The organism is Lactococcus nasutitermitis, assembly GCF_018403765.1.
Classification (GTDB): domain Bacteria; phylum Bacillota; class Bacilli; order Lactobacillales; family Streptococcaceae; genus Lactococcus; species Lactococcus nasutitermitis.
The window spans coordinates 345,026-364,419 of sequence record NZ_BOVQ01000002.1 but is presented as its reverse complement, the minus strand read 5'-3'; the positions used below and the strand labels follow the sequence as shown (position 1 = coordinate 364,419).

Genomic DNA, 19,394 nt, shown 5'->3' with positions numbered 1-19,394 from the left:
AATTTGAACAGATAATACAGCTATTTTTGCACATAATTAGTTAAAATAGCACTTTTGAACAGATAAAATAGCAAAAAATTATATTCTTACTTCGCGTTCCCAAAACTTTAAATGATACCCTAAAATAGATATTTCTATATAAGCTTTAGCATAGGTTTTTACATAACCAGAGCCGTCTAGTTCTTGACGGCTTGATATTTTGTGCTTAATCACGTTTCACTTCCTTTCTAATGAGTTGTGAGAATTTAAAAATTGACTTAGCAAGTCATTTTATTTTGTGCTTGTTGAAAAATGTTGAAGTACAACCCTAGATAGTATATAACCTTAGCATTTTGACTTTTAAATAACAGCAAGGTTATAGCAAGGTTTTTTGAACAATCTCAAAAAACAAACATGATAATCACGCGCACTAAGCGCTTTTTATTTTTCATTCCTAAAATTTAGGATTGTTGGAAAATGTTGGTATAAAACATATATATGCAGAAAGTTAGTCTTTTTTGCACTTTTAACTAAACAAAAAGTGACACATACGGCTATTATAACTCTGTTTAATATAGCTGTGAAAGCTATGTATTGTTGACTTTGCGCGTGATTTGATGTTTTAGTAGTGTCACGTTGCTGTTGACAAATGCTGACCTTTCTCTATATAGAGAAAAATGACAAATTTGATAATTTTTTACTAAAAAATACTAATTCTTGCTTATATAGATTTAACCTTAGTATTTCTTAGCAATTTGAATTTATAAATTTTATTTAGTAGAAGCAATTCTAATTTAATTTCAAATCATTTGAGATATTAGCTAAATCACGCCTTGATTTTATAAGTATATCTATTGCTTTCTGATAGGCTTCAACACTCAAATCATCGTAAATTAAATCTGCAGTTTTTGTGTTGGCAGGACGGATTCTCATATTGCCTAAACCAAGTAGTTTATCAAGCTTTTTTGGGTCTTCATATTTTTTTTGAAGTTCCTGCTGTAAATCCTGAATTCCATAATAAATAGAATTGATAATCCCCCTATCCGTATTTCCTCGACCGTCTAAATTTTGTACAGCTTGACCTATTAAACTTTGTAGGTTTTTTTCATCTCCAATTATATGATTGACGGACTTCATTCGCTGAATTTCTTTTTTTATTTTTTCGGTGGTGTATCCTGTGGCTTCTTCCCATAAATCCCAGCCATCAGGGTCATCAGTTTTTTCTTTGAGATATTCGGCAGGAGCATTCAATATTTGGGAAATACGATTTAGTGTTTCATCATCAGGCATACGGCTCCCATTTTCGTAGTAACTTACCGCCTGCTGTGTGACATTCAGTTCTTTAGCTAATTCTTGCTGGCTAATTCCTTTTTTTTGACGCGCTATTTTAATTCGTTTCATTAAAAATACCTCTCATGTATCCATTTTAACAATAATTTATAAAAAAAACAACATCGTTGTTGACAATACAACGATGTTGTGGTAAATTGGTTTTACACAACACTGTTGTGAATAATTTAGGAGGCATTCAAATGAAAGCAAATCAGGACATAAGAGAGTTGATTTATATGAAACGCTTAAGGAATTGGCAAGTAGCTAATAAAATTGGTATTTCAGATAGTCGCTTTTCTGTTTGGTTACGTACAGAACTATCAAACGAACGTCGTGAGCGAGTTGAAAAGGCACTTGACCAACTAATCAATAACAAATAATCATCAAAGAGAACAAACGCAGGCACTTGCATAGCTTCTGCCAAAGCGTAGGTACACAGCGTAAAACCTCGCTGTAAGTATCAGAGATGATAACTAGAGCCTAAGCATGGCTATAAACTACATGATAAAGCAGTTTGACCGCAACGTCATAAAACTACGTAGAAATGAGGAAACAACTAACGGACACTATCATCACAGTTTGCGACTATATCGCAGGCGTTGACAGCTTAGGTATGAGAGAACTCAAAGCCGAACATGAAAACTTATCTGAACAAGAGATAAAGGCGCGTGACAGCCTTAATAGAGACTTTCAGACCGTACACGAACATCACAGACATTCAAAAATGGGTGTACTTTATGAAGATGAAAAAGAGAAATAAAAAAAGCTGTCCGAAAGTTTGGCGACCGAAGACAGCTTTAACAAGATTATGAGTAGAGAACGCATAAACACGCGCTTTCTACTCCTATTCTAACATAATATGGAGAATTTAAAAAGATGAAACAAGAAATAGACGTGATATTTGCGACACACGGTGTACAGGCAGGCGCACAAGCCCAGTTTGACATAAGCGCTCATACTTGGACGGTTTGGACGGAACAAGGCAAGACACGGACATTTAAAAGCATTGTTGGCTACGTTCGATTTATGACGAAAGGAACGTTATTATGAGTAGAGCAAATTATTTCCCCGAAGAACGTGAAACAATCGTGCGTTATGATGACCTTGAGGGAATTTGGTATTTTGAAACAAACTCTTTTAAACACGTCAATCAATTTAAAAAGAGAGCCATTGCAGATAAGGCTATTACTATTGACAAGGAAGAATACAATGAGGGCGGAAATCTTATTTATATTCGCGCACATTGGAACAAAGATTTTGTCAACTTTAGCCCTTACCCGACTAAGAAGAAAAATTTAATACATAACGAACAACTAGAATAGTGTTTTTGAATGCTGAGAACGGCGGAGAACGTCCCACAGAGAATTAAAATACATACGGAGTAGAATATTACCCCAGACATGAAAAAGAGGAGAGAAATGAACTTATTGAGCCTTTTAGATGAAATGCACAAAGCCACATCCAAAGAAAAAATGAGCCAAGAATTTATGGACTTGTTCCATGAAGCAATGGAGAGTGAGGAAATTGATAGAGAATGTACGGATAGGGTTTTTCCACTAGAACAACCGAGAGAGCTTGATTTCTTTAAGGTTGCTTGGCAGATTTACACCGTTGCCCTCAATCGAGGACGTACAGAGCGCAAAGATTGGCGCAGACGTCCTATTATTTCCGAAGAAGATACACGCTTTGATAACTTTTGGGAAATGGAAAAATCTTATTCTAACAAACTCGCGCATGAAAAAACGCATGAATTAGTTGGCATAGTTGATTTTAGTAAACAAGTTTCATACGCTATGTATCTTGCGGGTGTCGAACATGGGAAAAAGGGACTTGACATTGGCACAGAGTTTTATATCTCACGGCTTGATTATCCCACAGAGCCAAAATTAAATGACTATGAAAAGATTGTTATTGTGAGACCAGAACTATCAGACGAAGAACTCAAAGAGCTGTTAGAGCGTCATTTTGGGATTGAGAAAGGGACAAGTGAATGACAGAGTTTAACTTATTAAGTCCCGAAATGGAAAGAGCGCTGATTGATACAATAGATAAACGCTTTGAGCAGTACGATAAGGCGCGTGACAAAATCGTCCCACTTGATGATATTATCCCACAAGCGGAAGTGTGCAACCGTCTTGATATTGATTATCTGACCTTGCAGGAATGGGAAAAACAAGGCTTACCACGTTATGAACCACCGTATAAAAGCCGAAAAGTCTTTTATTTAAAAGCAGATATTAGAAAATTTTTAGGTATGCAATAACTCTAAGTCAGGCAGGACAAGAGAGCAACTTTAAATGACGAGGGCGGGCGTCACATCACATACAGTAAAAAGACATCATAGAGAGTAAAAAAACATCAAAGCAGGAAAGGACATCATGATAAAATATAAGAATTTACCAGCATTAGACAGAGAGATTATTAACATTCTGGCACAGCACAAGGGGATTGAGAGAGCTATTCGAGGGAGAGACTTAGCCCAATGGCTCAATGTTGATTTAAGAACGCTACAAGCGCGCATAGAGAGCTTGCAAGTTAAAGGCTGTGTGATTGGTTCAGTTGATAACGTTGGCTATTTCGTGCCAGTAGATGAAGCCGAACGGCGACAAGGGATTATTAAGAAGCAACGCACAGGAATAGCAATAAATAACGCGGTTAATGGCTATACATTGGCTGATTTAACGTGGATTGATGAATTATTGGGGGGAGAAACAAAATGAATATTGAAAAAATAAGTGATGATGAAAAACAAGAAGTTGAAAATCTTAGTTTTAGCCAAGAAGAAATGTACAACATGATAAAACAACAAGAAGATACTGAGGTTAAAACAATCATGATTGAAGCGTTATTTATAGATAATGATTTATTAGCTGTTACTGATAACATTGACGAAGCAGACAGCTCAAAAGCTCTTGAAATCATGCTTCATACTATTGTTGGTTATGCAAGATTAAATACAACTATCGAAGATTTTATTAAAAAAGTGATTTCTATGTGGGGAACGTATGACGCAATGGAGGGAGAACGTGACTAAAACAGAAGTTCAACCAAGTCCCGAAAAGCTGGCAGAGCTGGAAAAACAACGTGACGCATGGGAAGCACTAGAAAAGAACCTTGAAAAAGTAAAATCTTTACCTTGGGAGAAGTTCGATAATATTGATAGTGCAAAGATACCCCAAGCCTTAGATTTAGTACAGGTTCTACACCGTGATAGCTTTATCTATCAATATTTACAGGTTAAACAGACAGGAGAAAAGAAACGTGTGCCACGTCCTAGCTTACATCTTAACAACGGATTGATAAGTGTCTCTATCTTCTACGGTGCTGTGAATACCAAGACAGAGAAAGACGGTAACGGAGAGACAAGAGAAGTCGCGATACTCAAAGGGAATAAAAACTTGCCACGCTTTGTGACGGCTATTCTTGATTATCTATTCGGAACGATTGCGTTTGAAAAAGATAACTTGTATCTGATAAATGATAGTCAATTTATTCTATTGTCGGAGTTGGAACTCTCACACCGCTACAAAACAGGAAGTAAGGGAGATTTTAGAGCCAATGAACTATTAGATATTTTAAAATTTATTCATGAACAGCTTAAACTTGAACCTGTCAAAAAAATCCAAACAGCAGTAATTGCTTGTACAGATTTTCAGATTGATTTGAAAGCACGAAAAATTTTGACAGATTGCGCACTCGAAGAAGATGAAACTTATTTTAAAGTCTTTGATAGCACCTTTAGGGAAGTGATGGACTTGGTAAAAACGTATGACACTTATCTTAATATGGTTATTGATGACGCTGACAGTTTACATAACGCTAGCCTACAACCTATTTATACTATGCTTATTGCGTGCCGAGAGCTGAGCAAAGAACGCTTTTTTATAAGCAAGTCAGCCGAGCGGACAGGAAAGGGTTTGAGACATGAAATTATTAGCTCTGTCTTTGAAACCAAGTCTATCAATCTTGACGCACTCAAAGGGAAAATGAGTGATTTCGCATGGGCGAGCTATGACGGAGGCGAAATGTTACTTGTGACCGAAGCAGGCGCAATAGATAAAAGTGTCGAACGCTATTTAAAGATACTGGCAACTGAAAGCAAAGTTCCAGCACGTAAAATCGGGAATGACTACGCAGAAATTAACCTGACAGGCATTTTAGCGATTGATAGCAATGAAAAGATACTCTTATCAAGTGGCATGAATAGCCGTGTAGTGAATATTGCCTTTCGAGATAGACCCAAGAAAGAAACAGACAGCGAGAGACGGGCGATATTTGCGCCCTACTGGCAGGCTTTCACAGCACAGAAGAAGAATAAGACAAGTCGAAGTGCGACCACCACGGCAGGGCTTGCGTCTCTGGTGCATTCTTTTCTTTACTGGCAATCAGAAAAGTTTCAATTTAACTTTAAACAAGTAGAGATGAATAACTTTACAGGAGAGAACGCGGAGTTTGATGACGTTCAAGTTTATGTTTTGGAAGAATACACTAAAGGAAAAGAGTTTGTATTTTTTACAGATAACATTGAGCTACAAACATTGATGAAAGAAACTTATTTCGGAACAAATAAAAAAGAGCGTAGAAAACAAGCACTTGATGAGATAGGAAGCTACCTGACACCGCGTAAATTTCTTAATGGCACACAAACAGGCTATCGAAGTATGAAAATTATTAAGAAGCAGAATATCAAGCGTGTTCAAAAAGCACTCAATGCTTTTATTGAAAGTATGATGGACGACAAATAAATACTACCAATTACTACTAAAAAGACTACGCATTTTTGACAGGCTTAACCCTTGCTATTAAAGAGTTACTACTAATACTACAAGTACTACCGTTTTTATATAGAAAAATATTTATTTTATTAGATAGATAAGTACAATATCAACTATACCAATTTATATAATGTTATGTTTTATTTTATATGTATATAAAGAAAAAAACGGTAGTTTCGGTAGCTTGCGTAGTAATGGCTTAACCACGCGCTTTGTGGCTATCGTAAAACAGTAGTATTTAGTAGAAAAGCGTAGTAATTTTAGGTAGTATTTGAAAAAATGATAAAATTTCACTCAAAAATTGAGTGAGAAAGTAACTATACCAATTATATAAAATGAGTATTACATTAGAAAAATGGAGAAAAATATGAACATAATTAAATTAAACGAACAAAAAGAAAACAATGAACCACAAAAAATAAAGTCTATCATCAAAAATATCCAAGATATGACACATCAACCCTATGAGATTTCTGGCGGAAATTTAGACGCATATTCGGATATTATTAGCGTAGAGCTTGACCGATTGCTTGAAGCTCTAGGGTTGACTGATTTAAGTATCACCGCAGAACTCGAAAACAAACTACCAAAAAATACACTCAAAGACCAGATACAAGACCTCTACTCGCTCAATGACGCAATGATTTCCGCTGACCCTAACCACGTCCCAAGATATACAGACGGTACAATTATTAAACCGGCTGACTTGGCAGATATGAACATGAACGCTTTAGATAATATCGCGGAATTAGTCGGTTTTGAATTGGAGGAGTAGCACATCACGCGCGTGAGTGTATGAAATGAAAGAGAGATATGAAAATAAAGGCACGGTGTCCGACTAGCAGAATTTGGAAACCTAAAACGAAAAGACAATATAGAAAAATGGAGAAAACAATAATGACAAGCTCAATCAAATTTACAGAAATTGCGATGAAAGAGCCAAAAGACAAAATTGCTCTCTTAGCTAATCTTGAAAATGAAATTATTGCGCCAAGTGGAGTGATTGCGACTGTGAGGGATAGGGTCAATCTTATCTCTGGTATCTTGAACAATGAAAGATATGAATAATTAAAATGTTTAAAATTATAATAAAGAGCCTAGTTTTAGCTAGGTTCTTTATTTTGCATAGTATATTTTTATTGTTATGCTTTGAAATAGCAGAGTGACGGCGTTTATTGGCTTTTTCTTCGATATAAAAAGCTCTAAAAGTATGCAAAAAACTGCAATTTTAAGAGCAGGGGGGATTATATACTCAAGGAATTATATCCCTCAGTATCAGTCACGTTCCTTAGCCACAAACAAGCTCAAATTTCGCGTTTAAAGTTGTTTGTGGTAAATTTACCGCTGGAGCTTAAACGCGCTTATTTTGGCTGTTATTAGCTTATGAAACAATCATACTCTTTGCAATGATTGTACCGTGCATTCCCACAGAGGAATGTAAAACATACAAATTATAACCTCCTGAAAGCAATAAATCATTATAATCTTCTGGTGTTCGAAATAAATTTGAGTTCATAACGTTTTTGAGTTTTTCATCAAAATTATTATCGGTCGCAATTACTTTATCTAACGTATCAATTTTAGTAATATCATATAAAACTGTATAGCTGTTAGGTTCTTCAAACTCAAAACAGAATACTTCTGTAAAATCAATGCTAAATTCTTCATTGCTATCTGAAATGAGATTTAAAACTAGTTTTTCTTCTCGAAATTTAATGCTAAGTTCTAATATTTCGCTATCGTGTATGTCTTTCACAATATTATTTTTCTTTTTCCCAAAAGAAACTTAAATCTTTATTTTGAATTTCTTCAACGTCAATATTTTTACATACAATACTCATATTCATAATTGAAAAATTACACTCAACTTTTATAAAGTCTTCATTTTCACTTTCTGAGACAGTAATATCTTGAGCGAAATATCCTAACTGTGCAAAAGACATATCTTTGACTTTTACACTACCTCGCCAGTTATCGTCCCAGCCAGCGTCTGTCTCATAATTTACTTTGTAGCAAGTGTTAAAAGATACTTTGAAACTTGTTTTATCATCTTTTTCTATGTAAATAGTGAGTTCATCGCCAAAAAAGTCAGCTTGAACATTTAAAATTTTCATATCCCAGTAATCTGTTTTGTCTATCTCTGTTTGAACTTGTTCTATATTCATTGTCTATCTCTTATTTGTTGTAGTATCGGCTTTTCTATTGGAAATTATAAAACAGAATAATACACGTTTATACTGCTTAAATTACTTCGTTTATCATAATCAGATTCCACTTTTCCCCAATCATATTCTTTTTCTGGGGTAATTCCATTCACTGAAAGAGTACTATCATGTAGAGCTTTTCTTTCAATTTCATGGGTTTCATCAAAATTAACATCACAGTTAATGAGTGAAGCCATGTAAATGAAGTCGTTTCTAAAAAACAATCCCACCATATAATGTGTATCATCTATCACAATTTTTTATCAAGATAGAACATTCGTACACTGTCTTGATTACTATAAAAAGTTGTCTTTTTAAAATCATCAAATGAAAAGTTTGGTTTTAATACCAAATTATCCCCTAAATCCAATGTTCCATTATTTAAATTTATAAACATTTCAATTGCCTCTATATCCCTTTAAAAACTAATTTAAAGACTGAGAGGATTACCGAACATCTTTGACTAGCTCCCATAATTCTGAACGAGCTTTATCAATTTTAGAATTTATTTCCATTCTTTTATCGTAATCATCTTCCCACACGTTAAATTCAGAAAGTCCTGATTTTGGAGTAAATAAACTGCTAGCTACTTCCTTAGCTTCATCAATAGAATAATCATTAAAATCATCTATAAGACGTGATAGGATAGAAATTTGATTATACATAGTCGAACTACCGTATAATTTTAGTTGAGTATTCAGTTCAATCAAAGTAGTTTTTAATTTTTCTTTTTGTTCCATAGTTATATATATCCTCACTTTATTCCAGTTTTACTAATTATTTTAACACCTTTTATTTGCCAAGGCTTATCTATATATATTTGTTGAGTGCCCAATCCTCCTTGATAAATTCCTCCTTGTGTACCTACTGGTCCTTGATAGATAGTTGTTCCTGCTGGAAATTCTACTTCATATACAGTATTTATTGGAGAAGTAGCTTCAAGTTGTCCCGTTTTAGGGTTTATCCACTGTTCTTTTACTGCGGTATCTATTCTTACCTGCGCAACAGATTGTGGAGGTTCTGTGGTGTACCACTGTCCCAATGGGTTACTTGTATCTCCAGCCCTGAAATATCTTTTGGGAACTGTCAAATCATCAGGATTATATCGCCCACCATAAAAATTTTGAGCAGGTCTATTTTCAAGTTCAGCTAAAGGTCCTGGGTTTGTCATAGCATTATATTTATAATCGTTAATGTCATTGTACTTAGAAATAGTCACATTGGACATCATTCCGTTCGGCATTCGTGAAACAGCATAACCAAAACCGACCGCACCCATGATATTTGATAGTCCGTATTCATTCGACCAGTTTGCACCGTCTTCTATGTACTGTGAACCACCAACCGCACCAGCTAAAACGGGATTAAGTTTTTTACCAGACCAATAATTATAACCTTTTCGCCAGCCAGCTTCTTGACGTTTCTGAAAGTCTTCCATACTCATACGAGTAACATTGCTTAATTCTTTGCCGTTTTCATTGACCCATTCAAAGAGTTGATTATCCGTAGTTAAAACGTGAGTTTTTTTATTTTCAACAAGCCAAAGCGTGTGATGCTTCCCGCCTGAGCCTTTATAATCCACACGATAAACATTATACTTTTTAAGTTTATCTTTCATCTTGTTGGCTTTTTCTGCTTCGGCGACACTTTCCTTTTTAAGAGATTTGAGCCACGAACTATCAATTCCTTTAGGGAGTTTATAGCTTCCTGTATGCTTATTGATTGTTGTATCATTGATAACATCAATCTTTTGCATAGCAAGTTTAATTTTATTAAGTGGTTCTTTAAATAAACCGTGAATGCTGGCTTGAAATTGTTTTACCGCGTTTAACTTAGCCATGTCTTCATTGAGTATTTGTTGTTGTGCGTCAAGAAGTTGTTCAAGATTTTGTCCTTGATGTGCCACTTGCTCTAAAACGCTTTGTGAGAGTTTCCCCATACCAAGTGTTTGATTAGCTTCAATCTGAATTTCAAGACGTGCAATAATCCGCTTGCTATTGTCTATGAGCCGTTCTTGTTTCTCACTGTCTATCACGTCCCAAGCGGGGTTAATCTGTGCGTCCGCATTCTCGTATTTACTGGTATCTGTCTTTAAACCGTCAACACCTTGTTGATAGGTGTCAATGGTTGGATTAACCAGTTCTGAGAAAAAAGCTTTGCTCTTGTTGTAGAATGCACCAGCTAAGTGAACACCGTCAACGGATTGGATAAGGTGCTGAGAGCCTGACTTAAACTGTCTGAGAACTTCCTCTGCGCCTGACGTGTTCGTCTTTAAGGCTTCTATGAGGTTACGTGAATCCTCTCGTATATATTTTACCATGCAAGGGTGTTCCTTTCTTGATATAAACTTTCTCGTTCATCATCTAACTTTTGAATACTTTGACGGTAACCGCGCGTGACTGTCTCGCTTTGTTCGTCTATGGTACGTTGAAAGTGCCGTCTCATGCTTTCGGTTGTAGTCAAAGCATTTTGTATCTCACGGCTAGATGAAGCAAGCTCTGTATAAATCATTTCTCTTTCTTGGTAAGCCTGTGTGATTTCTTGTTTTGTCCGTTCGAGTTGTTCTGTGACTTGACGTTGCTCATAAGAAAGTTCATCTATTGTTTGTTCGTTATGCTGTATCTTGACAGTTAAGTCATAGCGTTCAGTAGCGCTCTTGTCTTTTGATTTTGGCTTGGTACTTGAAAACATAGAGGTGCTATTTTTAGTTTGAGAGTTTGGTTTACTTTCTTTTGTCTCATTTTGCTTGATGATAACATAGAAACTCCAAGTGCCTGGGACTTCTGTTTCAAGCTTCTTTTGTTCACGTATTCTGTAATCGTTGATGAAGTCTTGAATTTCCTTTTCACTTAACTTCTTGATAGAATACTCACGCGCGTGTTCTCTGATTTCCTCGTCTGTGGCATTCACTAAGCCTATATACTCGCTTCCGTCTGTCGCGTCAGCTACTTTTTTCCAAGGCATTATTTTCCTCCAAAACTTCCTGCGTCTGTTCTGTCGCGTTCCTCTATCGTTTCAGCCATTTGTGAAAAGAGGTGTGCTTTATCAAGGATACATTTTGATAGCTTTGTGAGGTCTTTGAAAAGCTGGTTACTGGCATTCTTACCGTCTGTCATCTCTGGTATGTTACTTCCTGTGAATGAGACAGTTTGATTAGTCATGGCGCTTGTGTCAATTCCTGTGAGCTTTGAGATAGCATTGTTGGCACTCATGGTATTAGACGCGATATTGTTTGACGGTACATTACTTGGCATTACGTTTCTCCTTTTATTTATTACGACTACTAAACAATAAGAATAATTATTAGTGTATTTTTATTCAATTCTATCACTAAGTCTTTGTAAATACAATAATATGTTAAGGAATAGTTAATATTATTTTACGCAATACCCCCACCTTAAAAAAATGAGAGCTTTTTATAAAAATATCCCAGACCGGTTGGGGTCGTCTAACCAAAAATGTGAAAGATTTTTTTAAGAGAGCTGAGAACGGTCAAACGAGGAAATCACAAAGAAAACTTACTTTATACAAAGTACCCTAAGCTTAGTATTAGAGCGGTCCAAGGGCTTATCATGCTTCTCTAAAATAGGTGCTTTTTTATGTGCTAAAAGCGTCAAAAACTGAAAAAAACTGAGAACACTTCTGAGAAACTGAGAACGATTTGAAAACGATTTGAGCTATAAACGGCTCTGTTATCACGTTTTGATTAAAAATACTGAAAAAAGCTGAGAATATTGGGATTAAAAAGGGTGTTAAAAACTTTACACCCCCGCCCCTATTGTTTATATGGGAAACCACACACATAGGTGTTTTCTTACGTCACAGACCATTTTTGAAAATTTTTATATAGGGGGGGTATACCACTCTAAACGTTTATACAAAGCCTTTTGTTAAGGAATTTAGGTTGAAAAAGTACCCCCAAACTCCCACCCTAGTTCTCCTTTCTTCCGTCTTTTTAGAGTATCAAAGTTAGATAATCTCGTGGCGGAAAATTCCGCTCATTATAAATCTATGTTTTCCGAGGAAACGTACAGAAAAGTGAAAAAGACATTTGGAGATTTTGGAGACCCTAAAAAGTATCTGTCAATTCTGGCATCCCTAAAAAAGGGAAATAAAAAAACTGCATATCTATGATATACAGCTCCCTGCCTGACAAAAATATTAAGTTTTTTAACTCCCCTTTTAACTCCCCCAACAATAAAATGAGATACAATGTACTATGGTTTGATTTTATAGATTATGAGAAATAATACATCTAATATATCAAGTTAAAATTTATTAGGGTTAAATGGTACAATAGTTTTATGCTAAAGAAAATCGAAAAATCTTATTTGTTTCTAAGTAAAAATTTAGAAGTGTTACGTTGTCCGATATGTCATGGAAGTTTTAAAATTGAGAAATATGCGTTGATTTGTGAAAATCGCCATACTTTTAATCTCAATAAAAAAGGAATTGTGAATTTTTTACAAACAAAAATGGATACGGAACATTATACACGAAAGATGTTTGAACCGCGACGTCGCTTGATTTCTGCGGGAATGTATACAGCAGTTTTGACGGAAATCCAGAAACATCTTGTATCTGGAAATCTGCTTGATGTGGGAACAGGTGAAGGAACATTTTTAGAAATGCTTCATTTTGAGGGGAATAAATTTGGCTTTGATATTGCTAAAGATGCTGTGGAAATGGCGACTGAGCTGGATATAACTGCATTTTTTAGTTTATCAGATTTGACAAATCTGTCATTTGCTGATGAAAAGATGACAACGATTTTAAATATTTTCACACCGTCTAATTATAATGAGTTTCATCGTGTTTTGACGAAAAATGGTGTTGTGATTAAAGTTGTACCTGATAAATTTTATTTACAAGAGTTGCGAAAAGTTTTTGACAAACCTGTCAATTATGACAATCAAGCAGTTGTAGCACGTTTTTTTGATGAATTTCCAGATGCTCAAAAAATAGAAATTCATGATATTTTTGACATCCCTGAAGAACTTCGAAAGGACTTTTTGGAAATGAGCCCGCTAGAATGGGCTGTTTCTCCGGAGATTAAAAAGCAAGCGCAAAAAAATCCTCCTCGACAAGCAACAATTCACGTGCAAATTTTGATTGGACGAAAGAAATAAATTTTTTGACAGTTCTAGGTAAACCAACTAGCCTATCCGTAAGTGAGCAAACTCACAACGGCTTTGCTATGTCAAAAAATATCAACAGTCCTAGAAAGCTTACTATTACTATCTAAAGAGGCTATATATAAATATATAGCTTTTTTAGATACACAAAAAATAAATTATAAGATATCAAAAAGAAATCATAATAGATTTTTACAAATAATTTAGAGCGAAAATTTAGATAAAGCAACTTAAATATAATCGTATTCGCTACCAATTAAGTTTAAAATAAGATGTGTAAATAACTTAATGATAACTTATTGAGCTTGACGAAAAGGAAGTACTTCCTTTTCTCTTGAACAAAGTTCAAGAGAAACTCTACAAAGCTTTATAAATTAGTAAGGAGAAACCATGAAAAAACCGCATGAGACAAAGGTCAGAAAACTTTGTTATTCAGCAATGACTGCACTTTTGCTTTTTGGTGGCTTGTCAAATGTTCCAGCAGCATTTGCGCGAACAACTACTAATCCTAACGCTCCATCATCCACAGATAACATGAATACCATTCAGGGATATTTGAGCTATACAGGCTGGTATGAACCTCAACAAATCCATTTTGGAGGTACGACCTGGGCAAAAACTTCAGGCGATTGGCGTCCTTATTTGATGTACACATGGCCAGATTTGAAAACTCAGATTGCTTATCTTGAGTATTTCTTGGAAAATGGCTACAGCAACTCTGCGAACGGTTTAACACTCTCACTTGTACAAAAACTCAGCTCAATGACAGATACAACAGCTGAGCAAGATGCTGCGAATAACTATGCAGCAATCATGCGTGATAATATCGAAGCACGTATCACAGCAGACAATAACGCTGGTCAAAGTGGACTTGGTAATCTCGCGAACACAATGAGTGCTTTTGAAGCAACCATTCCAGCTTTTTCATCTGCAAGTGAAGCCCCTGTTGAGTTTTCAACTTCTAAAACATATGCTCCAGTAAATGTTGGCTACGCAGCTCAAGACCAATTTACCTTCATCAATAGTGCTAATACACCAGGAGCCAATAGTAATTATCGCGTATTCAGTAGTGACCGTGGTTCAGAAATGTTGATGGGAAATGATATTGATAACTCAAATCCAACTGTTCAAGCAGAAAATCTCAACTGGGAATATTTCCTTTTAAACTATGGAAAAATCATGGATGGCAATACAAATGCTAACTTTGATGGTTTCCGAATTGATGCGACAGATGACTATTCAAACGATGTTCTCGCTCAAGAAGGACAGTTGATGAATGCTCTTTACGGAACAGCTAATAATCCGGCAGCAGCCAATGCTCATTTGACTTACGATGAAGGTTATAGTAGTAAAGACCAAAGCTATGAAAGTAGCGTTGATAATCAGCAACTTGCAATGGATGCCGCTTATTATTATACTCTTAGAGGTGTTTTACAATCGCCAGTAGCTAATCGTACTGCAATCGGCACACTTGCTACAAATAGTGATGTTAATCGGACAGACGATACAAAAAATGATGAGTCAGCAACGCCAAACTGGAGTTTTGTAAGTAATCATGACCAACAACTTGATATTATCAATAGCATCATGATTGCACAAAATCCTGGGGATTCCAATATCATGGCATCAACAGGAAATGGTCAATACAACAAAGCAGCCGAAGCGAAAGCCATCAGCACCTTTGAAGCAGATGAAAATTCAACAACAAAACAATATGCAAAATATAATATTCCATCATCTTACGCTCTCGAATTAACAAATAAAGATACAATTCCTGAAGTTTATTACGGTGACTTGTATGATGAATTTTCAACTTACATGACAAATAAATCACTCTACTATACACCAATCACGACACTGCTTCAAGCGCGTGAAATGTATGCGGCAGGCGGTCAACAAATGACAACAGATGCTGCAACAAATATTGAAACATCTGTCCGCTTTGGAAATGGAAATAATACAGCAACAGATACATCAGCAGCAGGTAAAACCAGTGGTATCGCAGTTGTAGTAGGAAACAATCCAGACCTTGCCCCAACAACTGTCACTGTCAATATGGGAGCAGACCATGCCAATCAACAATATACAAGTGTTTTAAATACAACAAGTACTGGTACGACAACAACAGCTACAACATTGACAACAGATAGTAAAGGTAATTTGACTGTTCCTGTTCAAGGTTATAGTAATCCACAAGTCAGTGGTGATTTGAGTGTTTGGGTACCAGCTGGTGCGCCAAGCGACCAGACAGCTTATACGACTCCTGCAACAACAAACTTGACAGGCTATACTTACCAGTCAAATCAAGCATTGGATTCCCATGTCATCCTTGAAGATTTCAGTGAATATGAACCTGGTATTGGCTGGGGACCTGGAGGTAGTTCATCAAGTGCTGCCGTAGGCAATGACCCTTATACAACACTTGCAAGTAATGCTAAAAATCTACAACAACTTGGATTCACAGATATCTGGATGGCACCACCTTACCTGAGTTTCTCGCAGGCACGTTACATGGAAGGTTATGCTGTTGCAGACCGCTATGATTTAGGTCAAAGTCAACCAACCAAATACGGAAATTCAACTGAACTTGAAAGTGCAATCGAAGCTATTCACAGTGCAGGAATGAAAGCGGACGTTGACCTTGTCCCTAACCAAATGATGGGACTTGACCAACAAGAAGCAGTGACTGTAAATAGAACCAACGGAGCAGGAAGCACAACAGGTTCTGACTTACTTCCTTATCTTGGCGGAACAAATAATTTAACGAATAAACTTTACTTTGCCTATACAGCAGGTGGCGGACAGTATCAGTCAACTTACGGTGGTGCATTCTTAGGAACATTGAGTACACAATATCCAAGTCTTTTTAGTACGAAAGATTCAGAAGGAAGTGTTTTACCAGCCAATCAACCGATTACTCAATGGGCTGCAAAATATGAAAATGGAACGTCACTTCAGTTTGTTGGTTTAGGACTTGCGATGCAAGCATCAGGCGGAAGTTATGATTATGTCAATGGTTCGGGAAATACAATTCATAGCACTCAATTACCTACGCCGTTAACGTCAAGTTATGACCCAACACCACTTACTGGTTTACAGAAAATAGATGGTAATTACTATGACTTTTCTAGTAAAGGAACACTTCTCTATGGTCAGCAAACAGTAAATGGAAAAACTTATACTTTCAATACAACGACAGGTATCCTACAAAATCAAGCAGCCATCACTGTGAAAAATGTAAGTTTGAAAGTTGGAGCAAAATGGGCAACTTCACAAGCTTTGGTATTAGCTATGGATGCTTCAGGCAACAGTTTGAAATTAAGTGATTTGAAAGTTACTGGCACAGTAAATACTGCAAAAGCTGGAACTTACAAAGTAACCTATAGTTATACAGACCCTAATTTGAATACAACTGTGAGCCAAGTCGCTACGGTTACCGTTGGCACTGCTACAGTTGAAGTTCCTGTTTACCGTTTATACAATAAAAATACAGGCGAACATTTTTATACAGAAAGTCTTATTGAGAAAAATTCACTTGTAAAAGTAGGCTGGAACTATGAGGGAATTGGCTGGGAAGCACCTAAAACAAGTAGTACACCAATCTACCGAGTTTACAATCCAAATGCCAAAGGTGGCGACCACTACTACACAAAGAGTAAAGCAGAAGCAACTTCTCTTGTAAAACTTGGTTGGAAATGGGATAACGGTGGTAAAGCAGTCTTCTATTCAGGAGGGAAAAAAGCTGTTTATGTTGCTTACAATCCTAATGCACAATCAGGCGCACATAACTATACAGAAAATTTAACTGAGCAAAATAATCTTTTGAAAGTTGGTTGGAAGTACGGTGCTACTGCATGGTATGGTGAATAAAAATTATTTTAACTGATAAAAAAGTCGATTTATTCGGCTTTTTTGAATTAGTTTTTTCACATATCGTTCTAATGAAATTCTCATTTATGATAAAATCGTATTAAAGGAGAACAAATGAATTTCAAAAAAATAATGATCATTACTGTTTTATTTGGTAGTTTATCAGTAATGACAGGTGCGCAAGCAGATACATTAATTGAGAATTCAGCGGATAAAAAGACAATTAAGATTGAAAAAATCACAACAGATAAAGCACGTTATTTGCCAAAAGATAAGGTAACGACAGTTATTACAGTTAAAAATCCAGCAAATGTTGCACAATATGGAACTGGGAAATTGAAAATGAATTATTTGGAGAAGGAAATTTCTGAACTTGACTTTTATTATCAGGTTGAAGCCTATAGTGAAAAGAAATTATCGCTTCAATTTTCCTTGCCAGCAGAGGATTTGAAGGGCTACTTATTGGATGTGACGTTGGCAGATGACGATAAAAAGATTGTTTCTGAAATGACAAATGCTGTTGATGTGTCATCTAATGTGACAAAATTTCCGCGCTATGGCTATTTGACAAGTTTTGATACATTTAATCAGAAGAATTTGGAGCAAATGAAAGATTTTCATCTTAATTTAATTCAAAATTATGATTGGTATGATGGCAATAGTCCGCAAATACCAATGCCACAAGATGAAAATGGCACGCTCAATCGTAAAACTTGGCAAAATTATATGGGAAAAACGGTCAAAGCAGCAACAGTTATTCAGCAAAATGACTTTTTTCATCAAATGAATATGCAAAGTATGGCTTATGATATGATTTACGCAATGACAAATCCTTTGCAAAGTGAACTCAAAAGCTGGGGATTGATGAATTTTGAGAATTATGGAGATTATAATGGTGGTCAATGGAATTATTTCACGATTGGGAAACAGTTTTATATGGATATTGGTTTGAATGGTTGGCGTGATTTCATTGGTAAAAATGTGAAAAATGCGGTTGAAACGTTGCATTTTGACGGTTGGCACGGGGATACGATTGGCGAATGGGGCAAGCATTATAATGCGAGTTATCAAGAAGTTGAAGATAAAACGGTTGAAAATGTTGATGCCCATCTGGTGAGCAGTCAGTATTTTGATTTTTTGAATTATCAAAAAGAAAATTTCTTTCAAAATAAGCTTCTCGCGCTCAATCCTGTAGGCTCAATCGGCTTGCAAAATTCTGTAATGTCACGTTCTGATATTGCCTATACTGAGATGTGGGGAAATGGTTCAAAAGATAAGGCTTTAAAGAAAAATAGTGATGGTTCGGTCACGAATACAGGTGTTTCTACGGCAACTTATCAAGCATTGAAAGATAATATTGATTTGACGCGTCAGCTGAGTGGAAAATCTTTGATTGTCGCCAATTATCAGGAGCATAATCGGGTAAAAGAATGGAATAAGTCTGGTATTGAGCATTCATTGAACAAAGCAGCAATGTTACTGAGCGAAGCAGAAGTTGTTGCGAGTGGTGGCAGTCGGGTGAGTTTAGGCGATGGTCAAAATGCTTTGAACAGTGATTATTTCCCAGATAAAACGTTAAAAATGGACGGAGATTTGCTGTTTAGTATGCAAAATTATCAAAACTTTCAAGTGGCTTATCAAAATCTCCTCCGTGATGGTCAAGAAAATAATGAAAATGAAATCCAGATGAATGGAAAAGTTTTGTTAAATAAACAAGCGGGCAATCAGGTGCAGGCTTTTGCAAAATCTACGACAGGGACTTGGGAGACTGGAACAGACACGATTCAGTTGATAAATTTCGTAGGAAATGATTTGCAAGAATGGGAAGATGGAGCAGGTGTGGCTGCTGATGATAGTTTTGATAATAATGGTCAGCACCATTTTGAGCCGGCTTATCAGAAGGATTTTACTGTGAAGTATTATACGAATAAAAACTTTAAAGAGGCTTATGTGACAAGCCCTGATTATGATTTTCAAGGGAAACAACAGAAGTTGCAGCTTAACTTTGGAAGTGATGAAAAGGGGAAATATGTGGAATTTAAAGTTTCGAGTCTGGAGTATTGGGATATGGTGGTGTTAAAATAAAAAAACTGACGATT

At 36.0% G+C, this 19,394-nt stretch carries 23 protein-coding genes; 14 read left to right on the top strand and 9 right to left on the bottom strand.

The annotated features are described in order from the left end of the window. Positions 1–78 precede the first annotated feature (78 nt). Entirely contained in the window at positions 79–213 is a 135-nt protein-coding gene (locus tag KJS36_RS10885) for a hypothetical protein (RefSeq protein ID WP_280520328.1), read from the bottom strand. Between the two features lie 555 nt (positions 214–768). Then, positions 769–1,380, bottom strand: a complete 612-nt coding sequence (locus KJS36_RS02225) for a helix-turn-helix domain-containing protein (RefSeq protein WP_213533888.1) — start codon at positions 1,378–1,380, stop codon at positions 769–771. 167 nt (positions 1,381–1,547) lie between these two features. Between KJS36_RS02225 and KJS36_RS02220 the strand changes: the two genes are divergently transcribed. The 11 genes from KJS36_RS02220 (at position 1,548) to KJS36_RS02170 (ending at position 7,154) form a co-directional block, all read left to right on the top strand. After that, positions 1,548–1,691 (top strand): hypothetical protein, encoded by a 144-nt coding sequence (locus tag KJS36_RS02220; RefSeq protein ID WP_244842553.1) that lies wholly within the window; start codon positions 1,548–1,550, stop codon positions 1,689–1,691. 164 nt (positions 1,692–1,855) lie between these two features. After that, positions 1,856–2,071 (top strand): hypothetical protein, encoded by a 216-nt coding sequence (locus KJS36_RS02215; RefSeq protein ID WP_213533884.1) that lies wholly within the window; start codon positions 1,856–1,858, stop codon positions 2,069–2,071. Between the two features lie 116 nt (positions 2,072–2,187). Continuing rightward, entirely contained in the window at positions 2,188–2,361 is a 174-nt protein-coding gene (locus tag KJS36_RS02210; RefSeq protein ID WP_213533882.1) for a hypothetical protein, read from the top strand. After that, complete coding sequence (locus KJS36_RS02205; protein ID WP_213533880.1) at positions 2,358–2,633, top strand: hypothetical protein; 276 nt, start codon at positions 2,358–2,360, stop codon at positions 2,631–2,633. Before KJS36_RS02210 ends, KJS36_RS02205 begins: the two co-directional genes overlap by 4 nt. A 96-nt stretch (positions 2,634–2,729) precedes the next feature. Further along, entirely contained in the window at positions 2,730–3,305 is a 576-nt protein-coding gene (locus tag KJS36_RS02200; protein WP_213533879.1) for a hypothetical protein, read from the top strand. Continuing rightward, the gene (locus KJS36_RS02195; protein ID WP_244842551.1) at positions 3,302–3,574 is read left to right on the top strand and encodes an XRE family transcriptional regulator; all 273 of its coding nucleotides are present in this window, start codon (positions 3,302–3,304) and stop codon (positions 3,572–3,574) included. Before KJS36_RS02200 ends, KJS36_RS02195 begins: the two co-directional genes overlap by 4 nt. Before the next feature lie 118 nt (positions 3,575–3,692). After that, the gene (locus KJS36_RS02190; protein WP_213534041.1) at positions 3,693–4,031 is read left to right on the top strand and encodes a helix-turn-helix domain-containing protein; all 339 of its coding nucleotides are present in this window, start codon (positions 3,693–3,695) and stop codon (positions 4,029–4,031) included. Continuing rightward, the gene (locus KJS36_RS02185; protein ID WP_213533876.1) at positions 4,028–4,345 is read left to right on the top strand and encodes a hypothetical protein; all 318 of its coding nucleotides are present in this window, start codon (positions 4,028–4,030) and stop codon (positions 4,343–4,345) included. The genes KJS36_RS02190 and KJS36_RS02185 overlap by 4 nt, the downstream gene beginning before the upstream one ends. Next, positions 4,338–6,056: a hypothetical protein gene (locus KJS36_RS02180; RefSeq protein WP_244842549.1), complete on the top strand. Its 1,719-nt coding sequence runs from the start codon at positions 4,338–4,340 to the stop codon at positions 6,054–6,056. Before KJS36_RS02185 ends, KJS36_RS02180 begins: the two co-directional genes overlap by 8 nt. A 397-nt stretch (positions 6,057–6,453) precedes the next feature. After that, the gene (locus KJS36_RS02175) at positions 6,454–6,861 is read left to right on the top strand and encodes a hypothetical protein (protein ID WP_213533874.1); all 408 of its coding nucleotides are present in this window, start codon (positions 6,454–6,456) and stop codon (positions 6,859–6,861) included. A gap of 107 nt (positions 6,862–6,968) precedes the next feature. Continuing rightward, positions 6,969–7,154, top strand: coding sequence for a hypothetical protein (locus KJS36_RS02170; protein WP_213533872.1), 186 nt, complete (start codon positions 6,969–6,971; stop codon positions 7,152–7,154). Positions 7,155–7,467: 313 nt separating this feature from the next. Here KJS36_RS02170 and KJS36_RS02165 read toward each other — a convergent pair whose 3' ends face one another. From KJS36_RS02165 to KJS36_RS02135, 7 genes are all read right to left on the bottom strand, one after another. Further along, complete coding sequence (locus KJS36_RS02165) at positions 7,468–7,842, bottom strand: hypothetical protein (RefSeq protein ID WP_213533870.1); 375 nt, start codon at positions 7,840–7,842, stop codon at positions 7,468–7,470. Between the two features lie 4 nt (positions 7,843–7,846). Then, positions 7,847–8,251 (bottom strand): PIM7 family immunity protein, encoded by a 405-nt coding sequence (locus KJS36_RS02160; RefSeq protein ID WP_213533868.1) that lies wholly within the window; start codon positions 8,249–8,251, stop codon positions 7,847–7,849. A 44-nt stretch (positions 8,252–8,295) separates the two neighbouring features. Further along, positions 8,296–8,487, bottom strand: coding sequence for a hypothetical protein (locus KJS36_RS02155; protein ID WP_213533866.1), 192 nt, complete (start codon positions 8,485–8,487; stop codon positions 8,296–8,298). Positions 8,488–8,736: 249 nt separating this feature from the next. Next, positions 8,737–9,030, bottom strand: a complete 294-nt coding sequence (locus KJS36_RS02150) for a hypothetical protein (RefSeq protein ID WP_213533864.1) — start codon at positions 9,028–9,030, stop codon at positions 8,737–8,739. Between the two features lie 14 nt (positions 9,031–9,044). Beyond that, complete coding sequence (locus tag KJS36_RS02145) at positions 9,045–10,610, bottom strand: hypothetical protein (protein ID WP_213533862.1); 1,566 nt, start codon at positions 10,608–10,610, stop codon at positions 9,045–9,047. Then, positions 10,604–11,254 (bottom strand): hypothetical protein, encoded by a 651-nt coding sequence (locus KJS36_RS02140; RefSeq protein ID WP_213533861.1) that lies wholly within the window; start codon positions 11,252–11,254, stop codon positions 10,604–10,606. The genes KJS36_RS02145 and KJS36_RS02140 overlap by 7 nt, the downstream gene beginning before the upstream one ends. Further along, a complete protein-coding gene (locus tag KJS36_RS02135; RefSeq protein ID WP_213533859.1) occupies positions 11,254–11,544 on the bottom strand; it encodes a TIGR04197 family type VII secretion effector in 291 nt (96 codons plus the stop codon). Before KJS36_RS02135 ends, KJS36_RS02140 begins: the two co-directional genes overlap by 1 nt. Before the next feature lie 1,050 nt (positions 11,545–12,594). Here KJS36_RS02135 and KJS36_RS02130 point away from each other — a divergent pair. The 3 genes from KJS36_RS02130 to KJS36_RS02120 all read left to right on the top strand — a co-directional run bounded on the left by KJS36_RS02130 (position 12,595) and on the right by KJS36_RS02120 (position 19,380). Then, positions 12,595–13,419 (top strand): putative RNA methyltransferase, encoded by an 825-nt coding sequence (locus tag KJS36_RS02130; protein ID WP_213533857.1) that lies wholly within the window; start codon positions 12,595–12,597, stop codon positions 13,417–13,419. A 396-nt stretch (positions 13,420–13,815) separates the two neighbouring features. Then, the gene (locus KJS36_RS02125; RefSeq protein WP_213533855.1) at positions 13,816–17,295 is read left to right on the top strand and encodes a glycoside hydrolase family 70 protein; all 3,480 of its coding nucleotides are present in this window, start codon (positions 13,816–13,818) and stop codon (positions 17,293–17,295) included. Positions 17,296–17,409: 114 nt separating this feature from the next. Then, positions 17,410–19,380 (top strand): glycoside hydrolase family 66 protein, encoded by a 1,971-nt coding sequence (locus KJS36_RS02120; RefSeq protein ID WP_213533853.1) that lies wholly within the window; start codon positions 17,410–17,412, stop codon positions 19,378–19,380. Positions 19,381–19,394 lie beyond the last annotated feature (14 nt).